The organism is Mongoliimonas terrestris, assembly GCF_001927285.1.
Lineage (GTDB): Bacteria > Pseudomonadota > Alphaproteobacteria > Rhizobiales > Pleomorphomonadaceae > Chthonobacter > Chthonobacter terrestris.
The window spans coordinates 17,164-36,337 of sequence record NZ_MSIG01000002.1 but is presented as its reverse complement, the minus strand read 5'-3'; the positions used below and the strand labels follow the sequence as shown (position 1 = coordinate 36,337).

16 protein-coding genes are annotated in these 19,174 nt (G+C 71.1%); 11 read left to right on the top strand and 5 right to left on the bottom strand.

Features of this window, described 5'->3' with window-relative positions; all coding sequences use genetic code 11:
* Positions 1 to 118 precede the first annotated feature (118 nt).
* The 3 genes from BUQ68_RS02675 to BUQ68_RS02665 all read left to right on the top strand — a co-directional run bounded on the left by BUQ68_RS02675 (position 119) and on the right by BUQ68_RS02665 (position 4,747).
* The gene (locus BUQ68_RS02675) at positions 119 to 1,156 is read left to right on the top strand and encodes an ABC transporter substrate-binding protein (protein WP_075214407.1); all 1,038 of its coding nucleotides are present in this window, start codon (positions 119 to 121) and stop codon (positions 1,154 to 1,156) included.
* A gap of 161 nt (positions 1,157 to 1,317) precedes the next feature.
* Positions 1,318 to 3,804: an ATP-binding cassette domain-containing protein gene (locus BUQ68_RS02670; RefSeq protein ID WP_075214406.1), complete on the top strand. Its 2,487-nt coding sequence runs from the start codon at positions 1,318 to 1,320 to the stop codon at positions 3,802 to 3,804.
* On the top strand, positions 3,794 to 4,747 hold the full coding sequence (locus tag BUQ68_RS02665; RefSeq protein WP_075214405.1) for an ABC transporter permease: 954 nt from the start codon (positions 3,794 to 3,796) through the stop codon (positions 4,745 to 4,747). The genes BUQ68_RS02670 and BUQ68_RS02665 overlap by 11 nt, the downstream gene beginning before the upstream one ends.
* On the opposite strand, the gene BUQ68_RS02660 is transcribed toward BUQ68_RS02665, so the two are convergent.
* The 3 genes from BUQ68_RS02660 to opgC all read right to left on the bottom strand — a co-directional run bounded on the left by BUQ68_RS02660 (position 4,701) and on the right by opgC (position 8,867).
* Positions 4,701 to 6,335, bottom strand: coding sequence for a CHASE domain-containing protein (locus tag BUQ68_RS02660; RefSeq protein WP_175577716.1), 1,635 nt, complete (start codon positions 6,333 to 6,335; stop codon positions 4,701 to 4,703). The genes BUQ68_RS02665 and BUQ68_RS02660 overlap by 47 nt on opposite strands.
* Before the next feature lie 294 nt (positions 6,336 to 6,629).
* Positions 6,630 to 7,433: a hypothetical protein gene (locus tag BUQ68_RS02655; protein ID WP_139315128.1), complete on the bottom strand. Its 804-nt coding sequence runs from the start codon at positions 7,431 to 7,433 to the stop codon at positions 6,630 to 6,632.
* Positions 7,434 to 7,640: 207 nt separating this feature from the next.
* Positions 7,641 to 8,867 carry an OpgC domain-containing protein gene (gene opgC, locus BUQ68_RS02650; RefSeq protein ID WP_075214402.1) on the bottom strand — a complete coding sequence of 409 codons (1,227 nt, stop codon included), beginning with the start codon at positions 8,865 to 8,867 and terminating at the stop codon, positions 7,641 to 7,643.
* A gap of 458 nt (positions 8,868 to 9,325) precedes the next feature.
* On the opposite strand from opgC, the gene BUQ68_RS02645 reads away from it, so the two are divergent.
* Complete coding sequence (locus BUQ68_RS02645; RefSeq protein ID WP_075214401.1) at positions 9,326 to 10,624, top strand: O-acetylhomoserine aminocarboxypropyltransferase/cysteine synthase family protein; 1,299 nt, start codon at positions 9,326 to 9,328, stop codon at positions 10,622 to 10,624.
* 167 nt (positions 10,625 to 10,791) lie between these two features.
* Here BUQ68_RS02645 and BUQ68_RS02640 read toward each other — a convergent pair whose 3' ends face one another.
* Positions 10,792 to 11,001 (bottom strand): hypervirulence associated TUDOR domain-containing protein, encoded by a 210-nt coding sequence (locus BUQ68_RS02640; protein ID WP_075214400.1) that lies wholly within the window; start codon positions 10,999 to 11,001, stop codon positions 10,792 to 10,794.
* A gap of 57 nt (positions 11,002 to 11,058) precedes the next feature.
* Positions 11,059 to 12,111, bottom strand: coding sequence for a UV DNA damage repair endonuclease UvsE (uvsE, locus tag BUQ68_RS02635; RefSeq protein WP_075214399.1), 1,053 nt, complete (start codon positions 12,109 to 12,111; stop codon positions 11,059 to 11,061).
* 256 nt (positions 12,112 to 12,367) lie between these two features.
* Between uvsE and BUQ68_RS02630 the strand changes: the two genes are divergently transcribed.
* The 7 genes from BUQ68_RS02630 (at position 12,368) to BUQ68_RS02600 (ending at position 18,923) form a co-directional block, all read left to right on the top strand.
* Positions 12,368 to 13,027, top strand: a complete 660-nt coding sequence (locus tag BUQ68_RS02630) for an RNA polymerase sigma factor (RefSeq protein ID WP_175577715.1) — start codon at positions 12,368 to 12,370, stop codon at positions 13,025 to 13,027.
* 108 nt (positions 13,028 to 13,135) lie between these two features.
* A complete protein-coding gene (locus BUQ68_RS02625; protein ID WP_139315127.1) occupies positions 13,136 to 13,387 on the top strand; it encodes an anti-sigma factor family protein in 252 nt (83 codons plus the stop codon).
* The gene (locus BUQ68_RS02620; RefSeq protein ID WP_075214397.1) at positions 13,384 to 14,715 is read left to right on the top strand and encodes a tetratricopeptide repeat protein; all 1,332 of its coding nucleotides are present in this window, start codon (positions 13,384 to 13,386) and stop codon (positions 14,713 to 14,715) included. Before BUQ68_RS02625 ends, BUQ68_RS02620 begins: the two co-directional genes overlap by 4 nt.
* Positions 14,716 to 14,754: 39 nt before the next feature.
* Positions 14,755 to 15,240 carry a hypothetical protein gene (locus BUQ68_RS02615; RefSeq protein WP_095407272.1) on the top strand — a complete coding sequence of 162 codons (486 nt, stop codon included), beginning with the start codon at positions 14,755 to 14,757 and terminating at the stop codon, positions 15,238 to 15,240.
* Positions 15,241 to 15,267: 27 nt separating this feature from the next.
* On the top strand, positions 15,268 to 16,875 hold the full coding sequence (locus tag BUQ68_RS02610; RefSeq protein WP_075214395.1) for a thiamine pyrophosphate-binding protein: 1,608 nt from the start codon (positions 15,268 to 15,270) through the stop codon (positions 16,873 to 16,875).
* Positions 16,853 to 18,001: an OpgC family protein gene (locus BUQ68_RS02605; protein ID WP_075214747.1), complete on the top strand. Its 1,149-nt coding sequence runs from the start codon at positions 16,853 to 16,855 to the stop codon at positions 17,999 to 18,001. Before BUQ68_RS02610 ends, BUQ68_RS02605 begins: the two co-directional genes overlap by 23 nt.
* 49 nt (positions 18,002 to 18,050) lie before the next feature.
* Positions 18,051 to 18,923: a CE1 family esterase gene (locus BUQ68_RS02600; protein WP_075214394.1), complete on the top strand. Its 873-nt coding sequence runs from the start codon at positions 18,051 to 18,053 to the stop codon at positions 18,921 to 18,923.
* Positions 18,924 to 19,174: the final 251 nt, after the last annotated feature.

Sequence of the window (19,174 nt, the reverse complement as noted above, 5' to 3'; positions counted from 1 at the left end):
CTTGCCATCACAGCTGGCAAACCAAGCGCAAACTGGTATAACCAGTTTCGTTGGTTCTGAACCAACCAGGCCCAAGCGCGGCGAAGACCGCCGGCCTTTCCTTTCGGGAGGAAACACCATGACCAAGCAAGGACTGTCCGCTCTCGCCATCCTGGCCGCGCTTGCCGCCAGCGGCCCCACGGCGGTCGAAGCCTCACCCGACCAGCCGGTGATTGCCCTCTCCAACTCCTTCTACGGCAACACCTGGCGCCGGCAGATGGTGGAGGCTTTCGAGGAGGCCGCCGAGGCCGCCAAGAAGGACGGCAAGATCGCCGACTATGTGGTTCTCAACGGCGACGGCAGCGTCAACCAGCAGAACAGCCAGCTTGCCGAACTCATCCTGCGCGGCGTCGACGCCATCGCCATCAACGCCGCCTCCGAGACCGCGCTCAACGGCCTTGCCGAGAAGGCCTGCGCGGCCGGCATCAAGGTGATCGCCTTCGACAGCCTGCTCACCGCCGACTGCGCCTACAAGCTCAGCTTCGACTTCACCGCCTACAAGACACAGCAGGCCGAGGCGACCCTCGACCTGATCGGCAACAAGGGTAACGTGATCGTGGTGCGGGGCGTGAAGGGCTCCGGGCCGGACAACCTGATGTACGACGCCCAGATGGCGGTCCTTGAGGCCCATCCGGACGTGAAGGTGGTCGCCACCGTCTACGGCCAGGCGACGGCCTCGGTCGCCCAGTCGGCCATCGCCAACGTGCTGCCGAGCCTCGACACGGTCGACGCCGTGCTCGGGCAGGGCGGCAGCGACGACTACGGCATCGCCCAGGCCTTCGTTCAGTACGGCGGGCCCTACGCGGACAAGCTGCCGGTCATCGAGGGCGGCGGCAGCTCCGATTTCGTGCTCTGGTGGGCGGGCGAGGCCGAGAAGAGCGGCTACAAGACCACCTCGATGAACACCACGCCGGGCATCGGCGGCGCCGCCTTCTGGCTCGCCTACGAGATCGTCAAGGGCGCCACGCCGCCGAACACCATGACCATGCCGGTGGCCGTGGTGGATCCGGCCAACCTGGCCGAGTCCGCCAAGGACTTGCAGCCCGGCTTCATCATCAGCCCCTCCTACAGCCAGGAGTGGGTGCAGGAGAACCTGCTGACCGCAGCCGGGAACTGACACCGAGCCCGCACGGGCGCCGGCCGATCAGGCCGTCCGCCCGTGATGGTCGGACCGGTCCGAACGGCACGCGCCGAGCGTGACCGCCGGTCACCCCGATCCCTGGACCCCGACCGCCGCCTCTCGCGGCGGTCGACCCACGACCGCAGGACCTCCGTCGCATGCAACTGACCACGCCGCCCCAGTCGGCGCCCGTCTCTTCGCCGCGCGCCGCGCCGGCCTTGTCCGATGCACCGGCCCTTGTTGCCCTCTCGGGCATCGGCAAGACCTACGGCAGCACAAGGGCGAACGCCGACGTGTCGGTCGCCATCCGCCCCGGCGAGGTGATTGGCCTCGTCGGCGCCAACGGCGCCGGCAAGAGCACGCTGATGCGCATCCTCTGCGGCGCGACGGAACCGGACACCGGCACGCTCGCCATCGAGGGCCGCCCGGTGGACTTCTCCGCCTACACGCCCCGCGCCGCCCATGCGGCCGGCATCCGCATCGTCTGGCAGGAGCTGTCGCTCTGCCAGAACCTCAGCGTGGCGGAGAACTTCTTCATCGAGCAGCCGGGCCTCACCCGGACCCGACCCGGCTGGCGGACGATCTACCGCCGGCTCGCCGCCGAGGGGCTCGCCGCCGTCTTCCCTGACGCTGGCATCGATCCGGGCCGTCAGGTCGCCGGCCTCAGCCTCGGCCAGCGGCAGATGGTGGAGATCGTCCGCGCCGCCAGCGACCCGGCCCTGAAGCTCCTCATCTTGGACGAGCCCACCTCCTCGCTCGACGCGGAACGCAGCCGTCAGCTCCAGGCCTATGTGCGCCGGCGGGCCGCGGATGGCCTCGCGGTCGTCTTCATCAGCCACAAGCTCGGCGAGATCGTCGACGTGGCGGACCGCATCCTGGTGATGCGCAACGGCCGTCTCGTCCGCGACGACCGGGCCGCCGACGCGTCGGTGGCGCGCCTCGTGGAGGCCATGGGTGATCCGGGCGCCGCCGCGGCCGCGCGCCGGACACGCGCGCCGGCCCTTGCCGGGGCCACGGTGCGGGTGCGGATCGACGGAGACGTCACCGCGCCGCTCGGCCGGCCGGTGGATCTGCGGGCCGGCGAGATCGTGGGCCTCGCGGGGCTGGAAGGGTCGGGCCAGCGTCCGCTCCTCCACGCCATCTTCGAGCCGGACAAGAACGGCCCGGTAAAGCGCTTTGGCGATGCCAGCTTCGTCTCCGGCGACCGGCGGCGGGAGGGCGTGTTCGCGCTCTGGAGCGTCCTCGACAACGCGGCCATCGGCCGGGTGGCCCATTGGCCGGCGCTGAAGCCGGTCTCGCGCCCGGAGCTGAAGGCCCGGGTGCGGCCGTGGACGGACCGGCTCGGCCTCGACGCCGGCCGCCTCGACAACGGCATCCTCGACCTGTCGGGCGGCAACCAGCAGAAGGCGCTGCTCGCCCGCGCCCTCGTCGACGACGCCGACATCGTGCTCCTCGACGACCCGACCCGCGGCGTCGACATCGGCGCCAAGCGCGACTTCTACGTGGTCGCGGCGGAGACCGCCGCCGCCGCGCGGCTCGTCGTCTGGCACTCCACCGAGGATGCCGAATTCCTCGAATGCGACCGGGTGCTGGTGTTCGCCCACGGCCGCATCGTCCGCGAACTCGTCGGCGCGGAGATCACCGAGGAGGCGCTCATCGCCGCCTCCTTCACGCCGGCGGAGGCCGTCGCCGGCGACGCGCGGAACCGGCCCGGACCGCGGCCCATCGCCTTCCTGTTCCAGACCGTGCCCTTCGTGGCGCTCGCCGGCATCTTCGCCGTGATGGCGTCGATCAATCCGCTGGTCGCCTCCAGCTTCGGCATCGACCTCCTGCTGACCCCCGCGGTCGCCCTCGTGCTGATCGCGCTCGCCCAGATGTTCGTGGTCGGCGGCAGCGAGATCGACCTCGGCGCCGGGGCATTCGCGGGCCTCGTCAACGTGGTGAGCGCCACGCTCCTGGTCGTCTCGCCGGCGATCGGTTGGGCAGGGCTCGCCGGCGGCCTCGTCGGCTACGCGCTGATGGGCTGGCTGATCCAGGCGCGCGCCATCCCGGCGATCGTCGTCACCCTCGGCGCCTCCTTCATCTGGGCCGGGCTCGGCCTCACCCTGCAGCCGTCGCCGGGCGGCGCGGCACCGCCCTGGCTTGCCGCCGTCGCGTCCGTCTCCGTGCCCGGCGTGCCGACGCCGTTGGTCCTGATCCTCCTTGCCGGCGCCGTGGCGGTGGCCATCGACCGGGCGCCCCTCGGCACCGTGCTCAGGGCCTTCGGCAGCAACCCGGAGGCCCTGGCGCGCGGCGGCTGGCAGCCGCGCCGCTACGCCATGGTGCGCTACCTGATCGCCGGCGGTTTCGCCACCGCGGCCGGCCTGTTCCTCACGGCCACCAACGGGTCCAGCGACATCAACGCGGGTTCGTCCTTCACCCTTCTCAGCATCGCCGCCATCGTCATCGGCGGCTGCCAGCTCATCGGCGGCGTGATCGCGCCGGCGGGCGTGGTGGCGGGCGCCGTGGCGCTGTCGCTGATCGGCGCCTTCCTTGCCTCGCTCGGCATCAGCACGGACTTCAACGCTGCCGTCCAAGGCGGCCTCCTGATCCTCATCCTCACCTTGCGCGGCCTCGCGGCGGGACGGTCCGGCCATGCTGGCTAGCGTCAACCGCTTCACCGCCGAGCGGCGATGGATCTGGCCGCTGATCGGGATCGCCGTCCTCTGGGCGCTGCTCGCCGGCATGACCGACCGGTTCAGCCTGCACAGCCTCGCCGGGGTGGCAGTGTCGGCGTCCTTCCTGCTCCTGCCGGCGCTCGGGCAGATGCTCGTCGTCACCACCGGGCGAGGCAACATCGACCTTTCCATCCCGAGCGTGGTCACCCTCGCCGCCTACGTGACCGTCACGGTCTCCGGCGGCGACGAGGCGCGGTTGCCACTGACGCTCGCGGCCGTGCTCGGCACCGCCCTTGCGGCCGGCGCGGCGAACGCCTTCCTGGTCGTCGTGGTCCGCATCCCGGCCATGATTGCGACGCTCGCGACCGGCTACATCCTCGCCACCGCAACCCTCCTCGCGAACCGGCAGGTAAAGACGTCCGGCACCGCCGACACGCTCGCTTACCTGGCGACGGGCAGGATCGCCGGCATCCCGGTGGTGCTGCTCATCACCGGGGCCGTCGCGCTGATCGCCGGCTACACGGTCGCGCGGGCCGCCTACGGCCGGCGCCTCGCCGCCGTCGGCCAGAGCCTCGACGCCGCGCGCCTCGCCGGCATCCGCACCGGGCGCACCATCACCATCGCCTTTCTGTGGAGCGCCATCCTGTCGGCCGCCTGCGGCATGCTGCTCTCCGCCTATTCGGGCGGCGCCTTCCTGGAACTCGGCGAGCGCTACCTGCTGCAGTCCGTCGGCGCGGTCGTCCTCGGCGGGACGCTCATCGCCGGCGGCAGCGCCACGGCCTTCGGCACGCTGCTGGGCGCGGTGTTCCTCATCCTCATCGTCACCACCATGCAGATCGCCGGCCTGCCGCCCGGGCTTCAGGACATCGTGCAGGGCCTCATCATCATCCTGGTGCTGTCGGCGGCCGGGCAGGTGGCGACGCGGCGCTGAGGGATGCGGACGCCTGGCCGGGGGACGGCCGCTCCCGGCTCACGCCGGCATGGGCCAGCGGGAAGTCGATGGTGACGGTCAGCACCGGCCCGTCCGCCACGCGCGACCAGCGGCCGCCGAGTTGCGCCCTCACCAGCGTGTCGATCAGCCGCGAGCCGAAGCCGCTCGGCGCGGCCGTCGCGATGGTCGCGGTGCCGTGCTCCGTCCAGAGGATCTCCACGCCGGCGGCGGTCGCGCGCCAGCGGACGTCCAGCCGGCCGTCGCCGGCCAGCGCGCCGTGCTTGGTGGAGTTGGTGGCAAGTTCGTGCACGACGAGCCCCACCGCCTGGGCCGCGCTCTCGTCGAGGTCGACCGGCGGTCCGTCCACCAGGATGCGGTCGGGCTCCACCGCGCCGATCTGGGCGAGCTCGCTCTCAACGAGGTCGTGCAGCGTCGTCCGCTGCCACTGGGACTGGCCGAGCAGATCCTGCGCCGCCGCCATCGCCTGCATGCGCCCGCCGAACACGTCCAGGAAGTCGCGCACGTCGCTCGCCCCGCGGGCCGTCAGCCGGGCGATGCCGTGGATGCGCGTGATGGCGTTCTTCAGCCGGTGGCGCATCTCCTGGAGGATCAGGTCCTTCTCGTCCGCCGCCTCGCGCACTTTCCGGGCGAGCGCCTCGGAGGCCGCCACCTGCCGCGCCTGGGCCCGGGCGGACCAGAGCACCACCAGGGACAGCGCGCCTCCGAGCGCCAGCACGATGAGCGGCGGGTCGAACGTGCCCGGACCCTCGCCGGGCTCCTCGGTGAGGTCCAGAAGCCAGGTCCGGCCGGCGACGTTGATGATCCGCGACACGGCGGTGTCGAGCGCGTCCGGCTCCACGTTGGAGAAGAGCAGAGTCTGGTCGCCGCCGGGTCCCGCGCCGGCGTCGCGCGCGCGCACCCGCACGCCGAGCGGGCCGGCGGAAAGGATGCGCGTGAGGAGGTCGCCGGCTCGGAACGGCGCATAGACGAAGCCGAGGATCTCCGGATCCGGGTGCGCGCGGAGCGCCCGGTCCTGGAACACCGGAATGTAGATGAGGAAGCCGACCTGCTTCTCCTCGTCGATCTCCTGCACCAGTTCCACCGGCGCGGAGGCGCGCGCGGCCCGCTCGATCCAGGCCGTTCGCATGGCCTCGCGCCGAACCGGCTCGCTCCACATGTCGAAGCCGAGGGCCGCCCGATTGCGGTCGTCGAACGGCTCCAGGAGCACGATCGGGAAGCGGACGGCGAGATCGGTCGGCGGCCAGGGCGCCACGGTCACGCCGTAGGCGTCGGCGATCGCCCGGCTGGCGGGTCCGGGGACGGCAGGGTTCATCGCCATGGCGAAGCCGATGCCCTGGATGCCGGGCATGCGTCCCTCCACGTCGATCGCGTCCAGATAGCGAAGCAGCATCTCGCGGCTGACCAGGTTGTTCTCCACCCGGAACAGGCCCGCCACCGCGTGCAGGAGGTTGACGTGGTCGCGGACGCGGCCCTCGATCCGGCTCGCCGCCCGGGCAAGCTCGGTCTCGCGCTGGATCGCGTCGGCGGCACGGATGGATGCGGCCATGTAGGCGGACAGCACGAACACGGCCAGCGCGGCCGCATAAGCCAGAAGCCGCGCACGAATGACAGGCGGTTGATCGGGGTCGTGTCTGCCCCTCGCGTTCGTCATTCTGCTCCGGTTCGGATTTTCTGGGCTTTGTGCCGACGCCGACCGGATCCCTCGCACGAGGACGGCCGCGGCGCCACACGCAGCCGCGCGTACGGGTTGACGAACACCGACCAAAGACTGGAAAAACGGCAAAACCCCGGCGATGCGCCGCTTTTTAGGCAGGGCACCGGGAGCGGGCGCCGCGGCAGTCAAGCCCGGCACCGGCGCCGATCAGACGTCGACCATGCTGCCGTAGGTCTGATAGTAGTCCTCGTCGATCGCTTCGCTGGGCTGTGCCGCGATCGAGCCGGCGAGGACGTCGCACTGGGCCAGCACCGTCAGCGCCAGCGCCTGGGAGGCGTGCTCCACGATGCGCCGCCGCACCGCCGACCGCCAGCCGGAGGCGACCAGGAAGCAGGCGAGGGCCAGGCCGAACGCGGCCCAGAACTCCAGGCCTTCGACGAAGAAATAGCGGTACATGAGCGCCGCGTTGATCGCCACGCACGATGCGGCGACGCCGAAGCCGATCGACTTCAGGGCATAGAGATGCAGCCGGTAGCGATAGGCTTCCCGGTGCGCCGTTACGTCCGGGAAGACCAGGGGGTCCTCGATGCGCCGCTGCAGCCAGCCGATCGCCTCCAGATAGGCCCGGTCCGCCTGCAGGTGCCCGGCGGCCTCCACCTGCGGCGTCGGGATGACGAAGCCCCGGCTCGACAGGAAGGCATGGTAGCGGGCCTTGGTCTCCGGCTCGATCGTGCCGTCGCGGTGGCGGAGGAGGAGCACGCCGTGCCAGTCGCCGGACGCGCGCAGCACCTTCGCCTCCAGGAGACGGCCGCGCTCCTCGGCGAAGTGGCCGAGAAGGAAGGCGAGGCCGATCACCAGCACCACGAAGGGAACGATGCCGAAAAGAGAGAAGATGTCCGGCAGCCAGACCGCGGCCGTCGCGATGAGCGGGACGAGCACCATCAGCGCCGGCCGCCAATTCGCCTGCCAGGAGAGGGCCACAGCCCGGAGAGCCTCAGACGCAGGCGCCATGGCCGTTCTCGCTCCATGACGAAAGAGAGCTGTCGATCGTGAGCGGCGTGGGCGCGATGGTTCGGGCGCGCGGACCCGCAGCCTTGAAGCATATCATAGTTATCATTTTCTGCTCAGCGGAAAGCGAGATCAAGCGCGGCCGCATGATAGACCGGTGCTTCGTCGGACGTGGTTAACGCGGGGAGAGATCGGCCGCGGGCCGGGGGCTCAGGCGCCCCGGCCGGGACCTAAGTGGCGCGACGTCTCGTCCCGGTCCCGGCGCTTGGCGGCGTGCACGGGAAGAGGGGCGCCGAGGTGGCGTCGGAGCGGCCGCGCCTCGGCGGGCCGGTGCACCAGATCCGGCGTGGGCGGACCGTCCCAGAGGACGGCGAGCGACGTGCCGGAGCGCTGCATTGCAACCGCGATCACCAGCGCCAGCACGGTGGCGGACGCCATGAGATAGCCGACCGTGTAGCCGACCGTGTGCGGCGCCGCCGCCAGCCACACCACGGCCGCCGCATAGGTGAGGACGACGCTTGCCGCATAGGCGTTCAGCGACTGCCGCCCGACCATCACCAGGGCGCGGAGCGCGGCGTTTTCCGCCTGCCGCGGAATGAGGGCGACCAGCGCCAGGATGGCGGTGATCGTCAGGGCGTTGTGGAGGAGGCGGAGCGGCTCCAGGTCGGTCTTGTCGGTCATCGGCATGACCTCCACGTCGCCGCCGGCGTTGAGGCGATAGAGGACGCCCATCAGGGCGAAGACGGCGAGCGCGCCCAAGGACCGCCAGCGGTCCTGCGCGAACCAGTCGAGCGCCGCGGTGTGGAGCCGCCGGTGGCCGAGGGCCATGAAGCCGAAGAACAGGAACTGCCAGGCGAAGATGTTGAAGTACCAGTCGAACCGGTGGAACGGGAACACCGCGCCGTCCAGATGCAGGATGACCTGCGTGATGGCGTAGACGGTGACCGAGACCGCCGCGAACAGGCGCGTGGAGCGCGCCAGGAGCAGCGCCATCAGGGGCACCGCCAGAAGGAGCAGCGTGTAGAGCGGCAGCACGTCGAGAAAGGCCGGCGGCGCGAACATCACCACGGCGCGGACGGCCGCCTTCCAGGCCTCCGTCTCGAACACGTAGAGGAAGCGCGTGACCTCCTGCAGCTCGCGGGTGCTGGAATAGACGATCGCGGCCGATGCGGCGAACAGCAGGAGATTGACGATGTAGAGCTTTCCGGCGCGGGAGAGAACCTTCCGCACCATGTCCGGCCGGCCGATGTAGGCAAGGCCCACCATGTAGCCGGACAGCGCCACGAAGATCTCCGCCGCGGACGTATAGCCCACGTCGGTGAGCGACGGCAGGACCACGTCGAGGTCCGCCAGCAGCGTGAACAGACCGGTGATGTGGTTGAGCGTGATGATGACGATCGCAACGCCCCTCACGATGTCGAGCCGGTGATCACGCATGCACGACGCCCTCGCTCATCGGTCCTTCGGAGGCGGTCCGATCGCCGGTCCGACCCTTGCCGGATACTGAAACGGTGAAGAGACCTGATGGTGAGCCTGTCAGGGGTTGCTTAATGACGTCTTAATCGAGGCGGGCAAAGGCGTTAACGTGGAAGTTCTACGCGATAATCTAACTACGCCGCCGCACAATTGATAAGCCTGACATGTATCCTGCATAGCTTGACGTCGCCAAGGGGGAGCGAAGCCCCGGTGCGAAGACCCTGCTGTCCGGCCCTGGAATGAAATCTCGCTGGCACTGGCACAAATGGAAGATTCGATCTGTTCGAACCGGGCCGGTCTCAGCAGACTGCGCGGCCTGCGTCCGGCCGTCCGGCCGGATGCGCCACCGGCGTCCATGCCCCGCGGCTTTGCCCTTCGGGCCGACCGCGTCGCGACGCCCGAGTACGAGAGCCCGACCAATGGCCGAAAGCACCACGTCCCACCCGGAAACGCTCGCCCTTCACGGGGGCACCTACCGCGCCGATCCCACCACGGGCGCCGTCGCGGTGCCGATCTACCAGACCACGTCCTACCAGTTCCAGGACGCCGACCACGCGGCCCGGCTGTTCGCCCTGCAGGAGCTCGGCAATATCTACACCCGCATCATGAACCCGACGGTCGACGTGCTGGAGCAGCGCATCGCTGCGCTCGAAGGGGGCGTCGCGGCGCTTGCCCTCGCGTCGGGCCAGGCGGCGTCCACGTTCGCCATCCTGAACGTCGCCGAGACGGGCGACAATTTCGTCTGCTCCACCGACCTCTACGGCGGCACCTGGACGCTGTTCGCCGCCACCTTCCGCCAGTTCGGCATCGAGGCGCGCTTCGTCGACCCATCCGACCCGGAGAACTTCCGCCGCGCCACCGACGCGCGCACCCGCGCCTACTACGCCGAGACGCTGCCCAACCCGAAGCTCAACGTCTTCCCGGTCGCCGAGGTGGCGAAGATCGGCCGCGAACTCGGCGTGCCGCTGATCATGGACAACACCGCCGCCCCGATCATCGCCCGCCCGCTCGACCACGGCGCGGCCATCGTGATGCACTCCACCACCAAGTACATCGGCGGCCACGGCACCTCCATCGGCGGCATCATCGTGGACGGCGGCACCTTCCCCTGGGACCAGCATCCGGACCGCTTCCCGCTCCTCAACCAGCCCGACAGCAGCTACCACGGCGCCGTCTGGACCGAGGCCGCCAAGCCGCTCGGGCCGATCGCCTACATTCTCCGGGCGCGCGTCCGGCTCCTGCGCGATCTCGGCGCGGCGATCTCCCCGTTCAACGCCTTCCAGATCATCCAGGGCCTGGAGACGCTGCCGCTGCGCATCCGCCAGCACAACAGCAACGCGGAGGCGGTCGCCGCCTTCCTCTCCACCCATCCGAAGGTGACGGCGGTCATCCACCCGAGCCTGCAGGACGGCGAGCGGCGGCGGCGGGCGGACGCGCTCCTGAAGGGCGGCTACGGCGCGCTGCTCGGCTTCGAGCTTGCCGGCGGCAAGGACGCCGGGCGGCGGTTCATCAACGCGCTCAAGATGTTCTATCACGTGGCGAACATCGGTGACGCGCGCTCGCTCGCCATCCACCCGGCCTCCACCACCCACTCGCAGCTGACCGAGACCGAGCAGGCGGCCTCCGGCGTGACGCCGGGCTACGTGCGCCTGTCGATCGGCATCGAGCACCCGGACGACATCGTCGCCGACCTCGCCCAGGCGCTCGACGCCGCCTGATCGATCGGCCGGACGACGCCCCCGGGCGCCGTCCGGCACTCTCTTTTCAGAAGATGGCTGAGAGCCCTGGCGGCGCCGGTTCGACCAAGAGGCCGTCCGGGTCGCCGGCAGCGGCGGCGGCATGGTCGTCCTCAACGCGTGCGTGAAGATCGCAAACGCCGAATCCTTCAGTGGCGCTTCAGCGCCTCCGGCTTGTGGGCCGCCTTCTTTCCGGATTTGTCACTCTTCACGATATACTCCGGATTGTCCTTCGAGGCCGCCACCGTGTGCGACTTGATCTTCGTCGGCGTGGTCTGCTTCTTCACCACCGTGCCGACGCTGTGGCCGCCGGAGGAGTCCCACTCCACCTTGTCGCCGGGCTTGAAGGTCTTGGTCATCGGATCGTCCTTCCGTCGTCAGAATACCCAGAACGGCGCCGCCCCGCCGCCGTTCCGTCAGGCCGCCGCCTCGTCGTCCTCGCCGTTGCCGAGCACGCTCGCCTCTTCGGCCGCGAGCACTTCCGCCTCCGCAGGCACCAGACCGAAGCGGGCGGCGACGTCGGGCGCATAGCGCAGGAGATCCGGGCGCAGGCGGATCAGGGCGAGGTCCTTAGCCTTGGCCTCCAGCATCACGTCGAACGTCAGCCCTTCGGCGCGGCGCATGAAGGCGATGAACTCGAACGGCTGGCAGAAGTCCGCGTGCCCGGTCCAGACCGGCGCCACCAGCCGCGTCGTCACCTTGCGGGTCTTGGGATCCTTGCGCTTCAACGCGCGCAGCTCCGTCCGTGGCGAGGAGAAGTGCACCTTCGGCCGCACGTCCGCCGGCCAGGTCGCCAGCATGGCCGCCAGCGTCTCGCGCATGTCGAGGCCGTCCGGGTTCAGGCAGAGGAAGTGCTGGTGGTCGAAGATCAGCCGCACGCCCGTATGCTGGTGGATCCACAAGGTGTCGGACGCGCTGAAGCGCAGGTCGTCGTGCTCCAGCACCAGACGCCGGCGCACCGGCTCCGGCAGGCCCTTGAAGGTCTCCACCCAGCGTACGTTGGCGGCCTGCCGGTCGCCGTAGGTGCCGCCCACGTGGATCACCAGCACGGCCTCCGGCGGCTGCTCCATCAGGTCCAGCATCTCCGCCTGGGAGAGGAGGTCCCAGGCGCTCTTGGCGACAAGGTCCGGGTCCGGGCTGTTCAGCACCACATACTGCGACGGATGGAAGGAGAGCCGGATGCCGAGGTCGCGCGCCTTGCGGCCGACCGCGGAGAGCTCCGCGGCGCTCTCCCGCACCATGCCGTGAAAGCGCGGCATGTCCGGATGGGTGGCGTAGGGCGCCAGGTCCGACGACATCCGGTACATGGAGATGCGGTGCCGGGCGAGGTGGTCGAGGATCGCGTTCACGTGCTCCAGCGAGGTCCTGAGATGCGGGTCGTTGGCCGCCCGCCGGCTGTCGTTGGACTTCAGATCCGGCCGCGCCATGACCTTGACGGGAAAACCGAGGCGGAGGGGCACGTCGGACATCAGGGCGGGGATCCTTGTCGGCGAGAGGCGGGTCTCGACGGCGAACGCCGGATCCGCACGCCCGTTCCGGCCACACCCGTCGCACACGCGCCGATGACGGCGACGGCACCGGGACGCCCGGCCGGCGTCGCAGCCTTGTGACGCGGCGGCGTCCTGAAACGTGTCACACTTCTTCGCAACGATGACGGCACGAATCCGAGAAGCGGTCCCGGCCCGGCGCCGACGTCCGTGTGGTTGGGTGCGAGGGGGCTCGCCGATGACGATTGTGTTCTGGATTGCCGCCGCCGGCTTCGCCGTCCGCATCCACGCGGACGGCGCCATGCTGGAGGCGCTGAAGCGGGGGGACAAGGAAAGCCTCCGCCGGCTCGTGTCGCGCCACCATGCGGCGCTCGTCGGTCTCGCCCAGACCATCGTCGGCAGCCGGGCGACGGCCGAGGATGTGGCGCAGGAGACCTGGATCGCCGTGGTCAACAGCATCGCGGCCTTCGACGGCCGCTCGGCGCTCTCCACCTGGATCATCGCCATCCTCCTCAACAAGGCCCGCACCCACGCCCGCCGCGAAGGTCGCTACGTGCCGTTCGCCGACAGCGTCGACGCCGAGGAGGAGTTCGGACCGGCCGTCTCCGCCGACCGGTTCGCCGCCGACGGCCACTGGGTGCAGCCGCCGGTCTCCTTCGACGGGCTCGACCCGGAGCGCATCGTCGCCGGGCGCGAGCTCTGGCGCCACGTGGGCGCGGTTATCGAAACCCTCCCGCCGGCCCAGCGCAGCGTCATGATCATGCGCGACGTGGAGGGCCGCGACGCCGGCGAGACCTGCGACCTCCTCGGCCTCACCGCCGAGAACCAGCGCATCCTGCTGCACCGGGCCCGCGCCCGCGTGCGCTCCGCCATCGAGGATCTCGCCCGCGGCGGATGACGGCCGGCTCGCAGAAGCGTGATCGCCGGCTTCGTAACGGATGGGCCTTCGCCAGAGACTTACGGGTGGATCGATCCTGATCCGATCCTGGTGAAGGACACCGCTCCCGTGCCGAAGTGCCGAGACATTCCCGAGGTCGCCAGCGCCTACATCGACGGGGAGATGCCGATATCCGGCCGCCTCGCCGTCGCCGGCCACCTGACGATCTGCCGGGAGTGCCGCACCTACGTGCAGGGGCTGAGGACGACGCGCCACCTCGTCGCCACGAGCTTTCGGGCCGAGGTGCCGGCGACCGTGGCGGCCGCGCTGGGATTGACGGACGAGGATCCGCAACCGCTTGGGAAGGACCGCCGCAGATGATCACCGACAGCTATGCTCTCCAGACCAGCAGCGCCGCCGGCGCGGCCACTGCCGCGTTCGAAGAGGCGGTGCACGGTCTCGGCGCGCACCGGCCGTCCACCGGAGCGGCGGTCGGGCGCACGTTGGCGGCGGACCCGAACCACGTGCCCGCCCACGTGCTGAAGGGTTTCGCCAATCTCATCCTCGCCCGCGAGGAACTGGTGCCGGCGGCCGGCGCCGCCCTCAAGGACGCCCGCGGCGCGCTCGCCGCCAAGGACGGCGGCACCGCGGACGAGCGCGTGCTCGTCGAGGCTCTGGCGCTCGCCGAAGCCGGGCGGTTTGCCGCTGCGGCGGATCGCCTGGACCAGGGCTTCGCCGACCGGCCCGCCACCTTCCTGCCGTTCAAGATCGCCAACGCGCTCCGCTTCATGCTGGGCGACGCCGCCGGCATGCTGGCGGCGAGCGACCGCATGCTCACCGCCTGGCGCCCGGACGACCCGGCGGCCGGCTTCCTCCTCGGCTGCCACGCCTTCGGCCTTGAAGAGCACGGCCTCTACGACGCGGCCGAGAGCTTCGGCCGGCGCGCCGTCGCCCTGCAGCCGGACGACGCCTGGGGGCTTCACGCCGTCAGCCACGTGCACGAGATGCGCGGCGACACCGCCGCCGGCATCGCCTGGCTGGAGGAGGGGCGGCCCAACTGGACCCGCTGCAACAACTTCTCCTTCCACATGGCCTGGCATCTGGCGCTTCTGCGCCTGGAGGAAGGCGACCACGACGGTGTGCTCGCGCTCTACGACGAGGCGGTGCGGCCGACGCCGACCGACGACTTCCGCGACGTTGCCAACGCGGTCTCGCTCCTCTGGCGGCTCGACCGCCGCGGCGTCGACGTGGGCGAGCGCTGGCAGGACCTTGCCGACATCGCGCTGAAGCGGCGCACGGACTCCACCCTGGTTTTCGCGGCGCTCCACACGCTGATCGCCCTCGTGGCGCTCGGCGAGGACCGCGCCGCCGCCGACGTGGTGGCCGCGCTGGAGGCGAAGGCCGCCGGCACCGGCGACCAGGCGACGGTCGCCCGCGAGGTGGGCGTGCCCTTCGCCCGCATCATTCTCGGCATGGACGCGTGGGGCGACCGGGTGTCGCTCGACCGTCTGGCCCTGGCGCTGCCCCGCCTCGGCGGCAGCAACGCCCAACGGGATCTCTTCGTGCTGGCCCTGGCGGAAGTCGCCTGCCGGTGCGGGGACGACACGGCCCGGCTCCGCATCCGCGCGGCGAGACGGAAGCTGAAGGCCGAGGACCATCTGATCGCCGCGATCGACCGCCGGGCCATGGAAACCGCCCGGCACGCCTGACGACCTAAGCCAAAAAATCGGGGAACCACCATGAACACCATGCCCATGGCGCCTTCGCGCCCGCTTCTGCCTGCCTTCAATTCGTCGCTCGTCATCACCATCCTGGCCGCCGGCCTTGCCGCCGACATCGCCTGGGAGGTCTGGGCCCGCGGCGTCACGCCCCTGCTCGTCGGCGGTCCGCTGGAGCCGGCCGGCCTCGTCCAGTCGGTGTTCGGGCTCTCCAGCCGCTTCGTCGCCGAACTCATCCACTTCGTGGTCGGCGTCGTGTTCTATCCGATCGGCTATCTCTTCATCGCCCGGCCGCTTCAGCGGATGATCTTCCCCTCGCTGCCGCTGGTGCTCACCGGCATCGGCTTCGGCATCGGCCTCTGGATCTTCGCCCTCTACGTGATGGCGCACCTGATCGCCGGCCTGCCGGCCTTCCTCGGCTTCATCCCGCTGACCTGGGCCTCGCTCGTCGGCCATGTCATCTTCGGCCTGACGGTCGCCTACGTGGTCCGCTGGCGCGAATCGACCGCCGGCTGACGCCGACGAGGGGGAGGGGGGAACCACATGACCAGGATTGCCGACACGGTCGCGGCCACGCTGAAGGCCCACGGGGTCGCCCACGCCTTCGGCATGCCCGGCGGCGAGGTGGTGACCCTGGTGGACGGGCTGCAGCAGGCCGGCATCCCCTTCCACCTTGCCCGCCACGAGACCGCGGCCGCCCTGATGGCGGCCGGGGCCTTCTCGGCCACCGGCGCGCCGGGCCTTCTCGTCACCACGGTCGGCCCGGGGCTTGCCAACGCGGTCAACGGCATCGCCGACGCCGCCCAGGAGCACGTGCCGCTGGTCGTGATCTCCGGCGTCGTCGACCGTTCGACCCGCGCCCGCTACACCCACCAGGTGATCGACCAGGCGGCCATGCTCCGCCCGCTCGTCAAGGCGAGCTTCGAGATCGAGCCGGAGAGCGTCGGCGCGACCGTCGCCCGCGCCCTCGCCCTCGCGCTCGCCGAGCCCATGGGCCCGGTGCACCTCGACCTCTCGCCCGCCGTCGCGGCGATGGCCGAGATGGGCGGCGGACCCGTCGCCCCGCCGGCCGTCGTCCGCCCCGCCGTCGCGGCTGACGACCCGGCCATCGGCCGCATCGCCGACCGCATCGCGGCGGCGTCGCGCCCGGTCATCCTCGCCGGCCTCGAAGCCGCCCGCGATGGCGCCGGCGGCGCGCTCCTCGCGCTCGCCGAGGCGGTCGGCGCGCCCATCCTCACCACCTACAAGGCCAAGGGCCTCGTGCCGGAGCACCACCCGCTCGCCCTTGGCGGCGCGGGCCTCTCGCCCATCGCCGACCGCATCCTCCTCGGCCTGATCCGGGACGCGGACCTCGTCCTCCTCGTCGGCTACGACCCCATCGAGATGCGGCTCGGCTGGCTCGACCCGGCGCCGGCCGATCGGATCGTGGAGATCACCGGCACCCCCGCCGACCACGCCATGCACCACGCGGGCCTGCGCCTCGCCGCCCGCCCCGGCGCCGCTTTGCCGGCGCTCGCCGCCCGTGTGAAGCCGCGCGCCGGCTGGCCCGGCGGCGAGCCGGCGGCGGCGCGGCGGATGCTCGCCGAGCGCTTCGCCACCCCCGCCGGCTTCGGCCCGCACGCCATAGTGGACGCCCTCAACGCCGCCGCCGGCCCGGACGCCGTGGTGACGGTGGACAGCGGCGCCCACCGCATCCTCCTGTCGCAGAAGTGGGTGGCGACGCGGCCGCTCGCGCTCCTCCAGTCCGCCGGCTTCTGCACCATGGCGGCCGCCCTGCCGCTCGCCATCGGCGCCAAGGTGGCGGACCCGTCCCGGCCGGTGTTCGCCGTCATGGGCGACGGCGGCCTGGAGATGGGCATCGGCGAGCTCGCCACGCTCCGCGACCTCAAGCTGCCCCTCACCATCGTGCTCTTCCAGGATCTCAGCCTCGCCCTCATCGCCCTGAAGCAGGGCGCGGCGGGGCTTGCCAGTGCCGGCGTGACGCTCGGCGCCACCGATTTCGCCAAGGTCGCGGAGGGCTTCGGCGGCCACGGCGTCACCGTCGACACCACCGTCGCCCTTCGCGATGCCCTCGCCGCCGCGCCGACGCGCGACCGCTTCACCCTGATCGCCTGCCGGTTCGATGCCGATGCTTACCAAGACGCCTTCTGACCTCAAGGCCGCCCGGCCGCCCGCCGCGCCCACGGCCAAGCGCCCGCGCGACCCGCGCCTCGACGTCTTCCGCGGCATCGGCATGATGATCATCCTCATCGCCCATGTGCCGAACAACCCGTGGATCCTGTGGATTCCCGCCCGCTTCGGCTTCTCCGACGCGACGGAGATGTTCGTCTTCCTTTCCGGCATGGCGTCGGCGCTCGCCTTCGGCCGCATCTACGACCGCGACGGCTTCCTGATGGGCATCGGCCGGACGGCCCACCGCATCTGGCAGGTCTACTGGACCCACGTGCTCGTCTTCGTCGTCGTGGTGGCCCTGATGGTCGCCGCGGGCACCAAGCCGGACGGCACCGGCTACCCGTCCAGCCTCAACCTCATGCCCTTCCTTGACGATCCGGGTCCGCAGCTCCTCGGCCTGCTGACGCTCAGCTACGTGCCCAACTATTTCGACATCCTGCCCATGTACCTGGTCATCCTCGCCCTGATGCCGGTGATGCTCGGCCTCGAGCGTTTGCACCGGGCGGCGCCCTTCGTCGCCATGGGGGCGATCTGGCTAATGGCGCAGGCCGGCGTGAACCTCCCCGCCGAGCCCTGGTCGGACCGGCCCTGGTACTTCAACCCGTTCGGCTGGCAGCTCCTTTTCTTCCTCGGCTTCTTCCTGATGCGCCGCACCCTGGTGCCGCCGCCCCGCACGCCCGCCCTGATGGCGCTCGCAGCGGTCATCGTCATCGCCACGGTGCCCTTCGCGTGGTACGTGGCGCTGAACGCGGTGCCGGTCCTGGCCGAGGCGGCGAATACCCTTCGCCCGCTCACCGACAAGACCACCTTCGGCCTCCTCCGTCTCGTCCATTTCCTGGCGCTCGCCTATCTGGCCGTGCACCTCGTGGGGGAGGGCGGGCGGCGCCTGAAGGGGCCGGCGGTCACCGTGATCTCGGTGGTCGGCCAGCAGTCCCTGGCGGTGTTCGTCGCCGGCATGGTGACCGCGCAGGTCATCGGCATCGCGCTCGACCATACCGGCCGCACCGGCCTCACCGTCGCGGCCGGCAACCTCGCCGGCATGGCCGTCCTCGTGGCGGTCGCCTACGCGGTCCGCTGGTTCAAGGCCTCGCCCTGGAAGGGCTGAGGCCGTCGCCGCCGTCGTCATGCCGCGCCCGCGCGGAAGGGGAAACGCCATGGGACTGATCCGGATCGCCCGCCTGCTCGCCCCGCTCCTTCTCGCCGGGCTCACGACCGCGACTGCCGCCGAAGAACCCCGCCCCCCCTGCGGCGGCCCGGTTCCGTGCGCGGTGAAGGGAAGCGCCACCTACCGCATCGAACTGCCGTCGGAGGGGAGGGCGGCTGGCGTCTACCTGTTCTTCCACGGCTACAAGGGCTCCGCCGAGGCGCAGATGCGCCACCGCGACCTGGTGAACGCTGCGCACGACGCCGGCTTCGCCTTCGCCGCCGTCGACGGCGCCGAGGGCACCTGGGCGCACCCGAACGCGCCCTCGGACGCCCGCGACGAGTTCGCCGTCACCGCCGCCGTGCTCGATGACCTTCAGGCCCGGTTCGCGTTCGGCCCCGAGGCGGTGGTCGTCGGCGGCTTCTCCCAGGGCGCTTCCATGGCCTGGTACGCGGTCTGCCGCCTGGGGGACCGGGTGGCCGGCGCGGTCACCTTCGCGGGCGTGTTCTGGGATCCGCTGCCGGCCGCGGCGGATTGTCCGGCCATGCCGCCGCCACTCGTCCATTTCCACGGCACCGCCGACCGCACCTTTCCGCTCGCCGGACGGGCGATCGGCAGCCGCTGGCACCAGGGCGACACCGCCGAGAGCCTCGACGTCCTGAAGGCGCGCGCCCACTGCCAAGCCGATCCCGCGCCGCCCGTCACGCTCGCCGGCATCGCCTGCGTGGTCTCGGCGCCGTGCGGACGCGGCCCGGTCACCTTCTGCCGCCACGACGGCGGCCACGAGGTGCGCCCGGCCTGGCTCGCCTCCGCGTTGCCCTTCGTGACGCACCGGTCCGCCGCCGCCGGACCGCGGAAGGCGCTCGCGCTCCCGTCCCCCTGACGCCGGAACGCCGGCGCACTGCCCGCCGCGACCGCGCATCGTCCCGGCGCGGCCAACCCGCTTGGCACCCGGCGGTTTCCCGCAAAGACGGCTCGCCAGTCCGCCGCCGAAACGCTGCGCCGGCTACAAGCCCTTGCGCCAGAGGGCCTCCGCGCGCCCGAAGGCGGGGCCGACGGGTGTCATGGAAATGTCATCGAAGCTTCATCGTCGTGTTTCCTGCCCCTCCTAGGACACCCATGCAACAGGCGTGG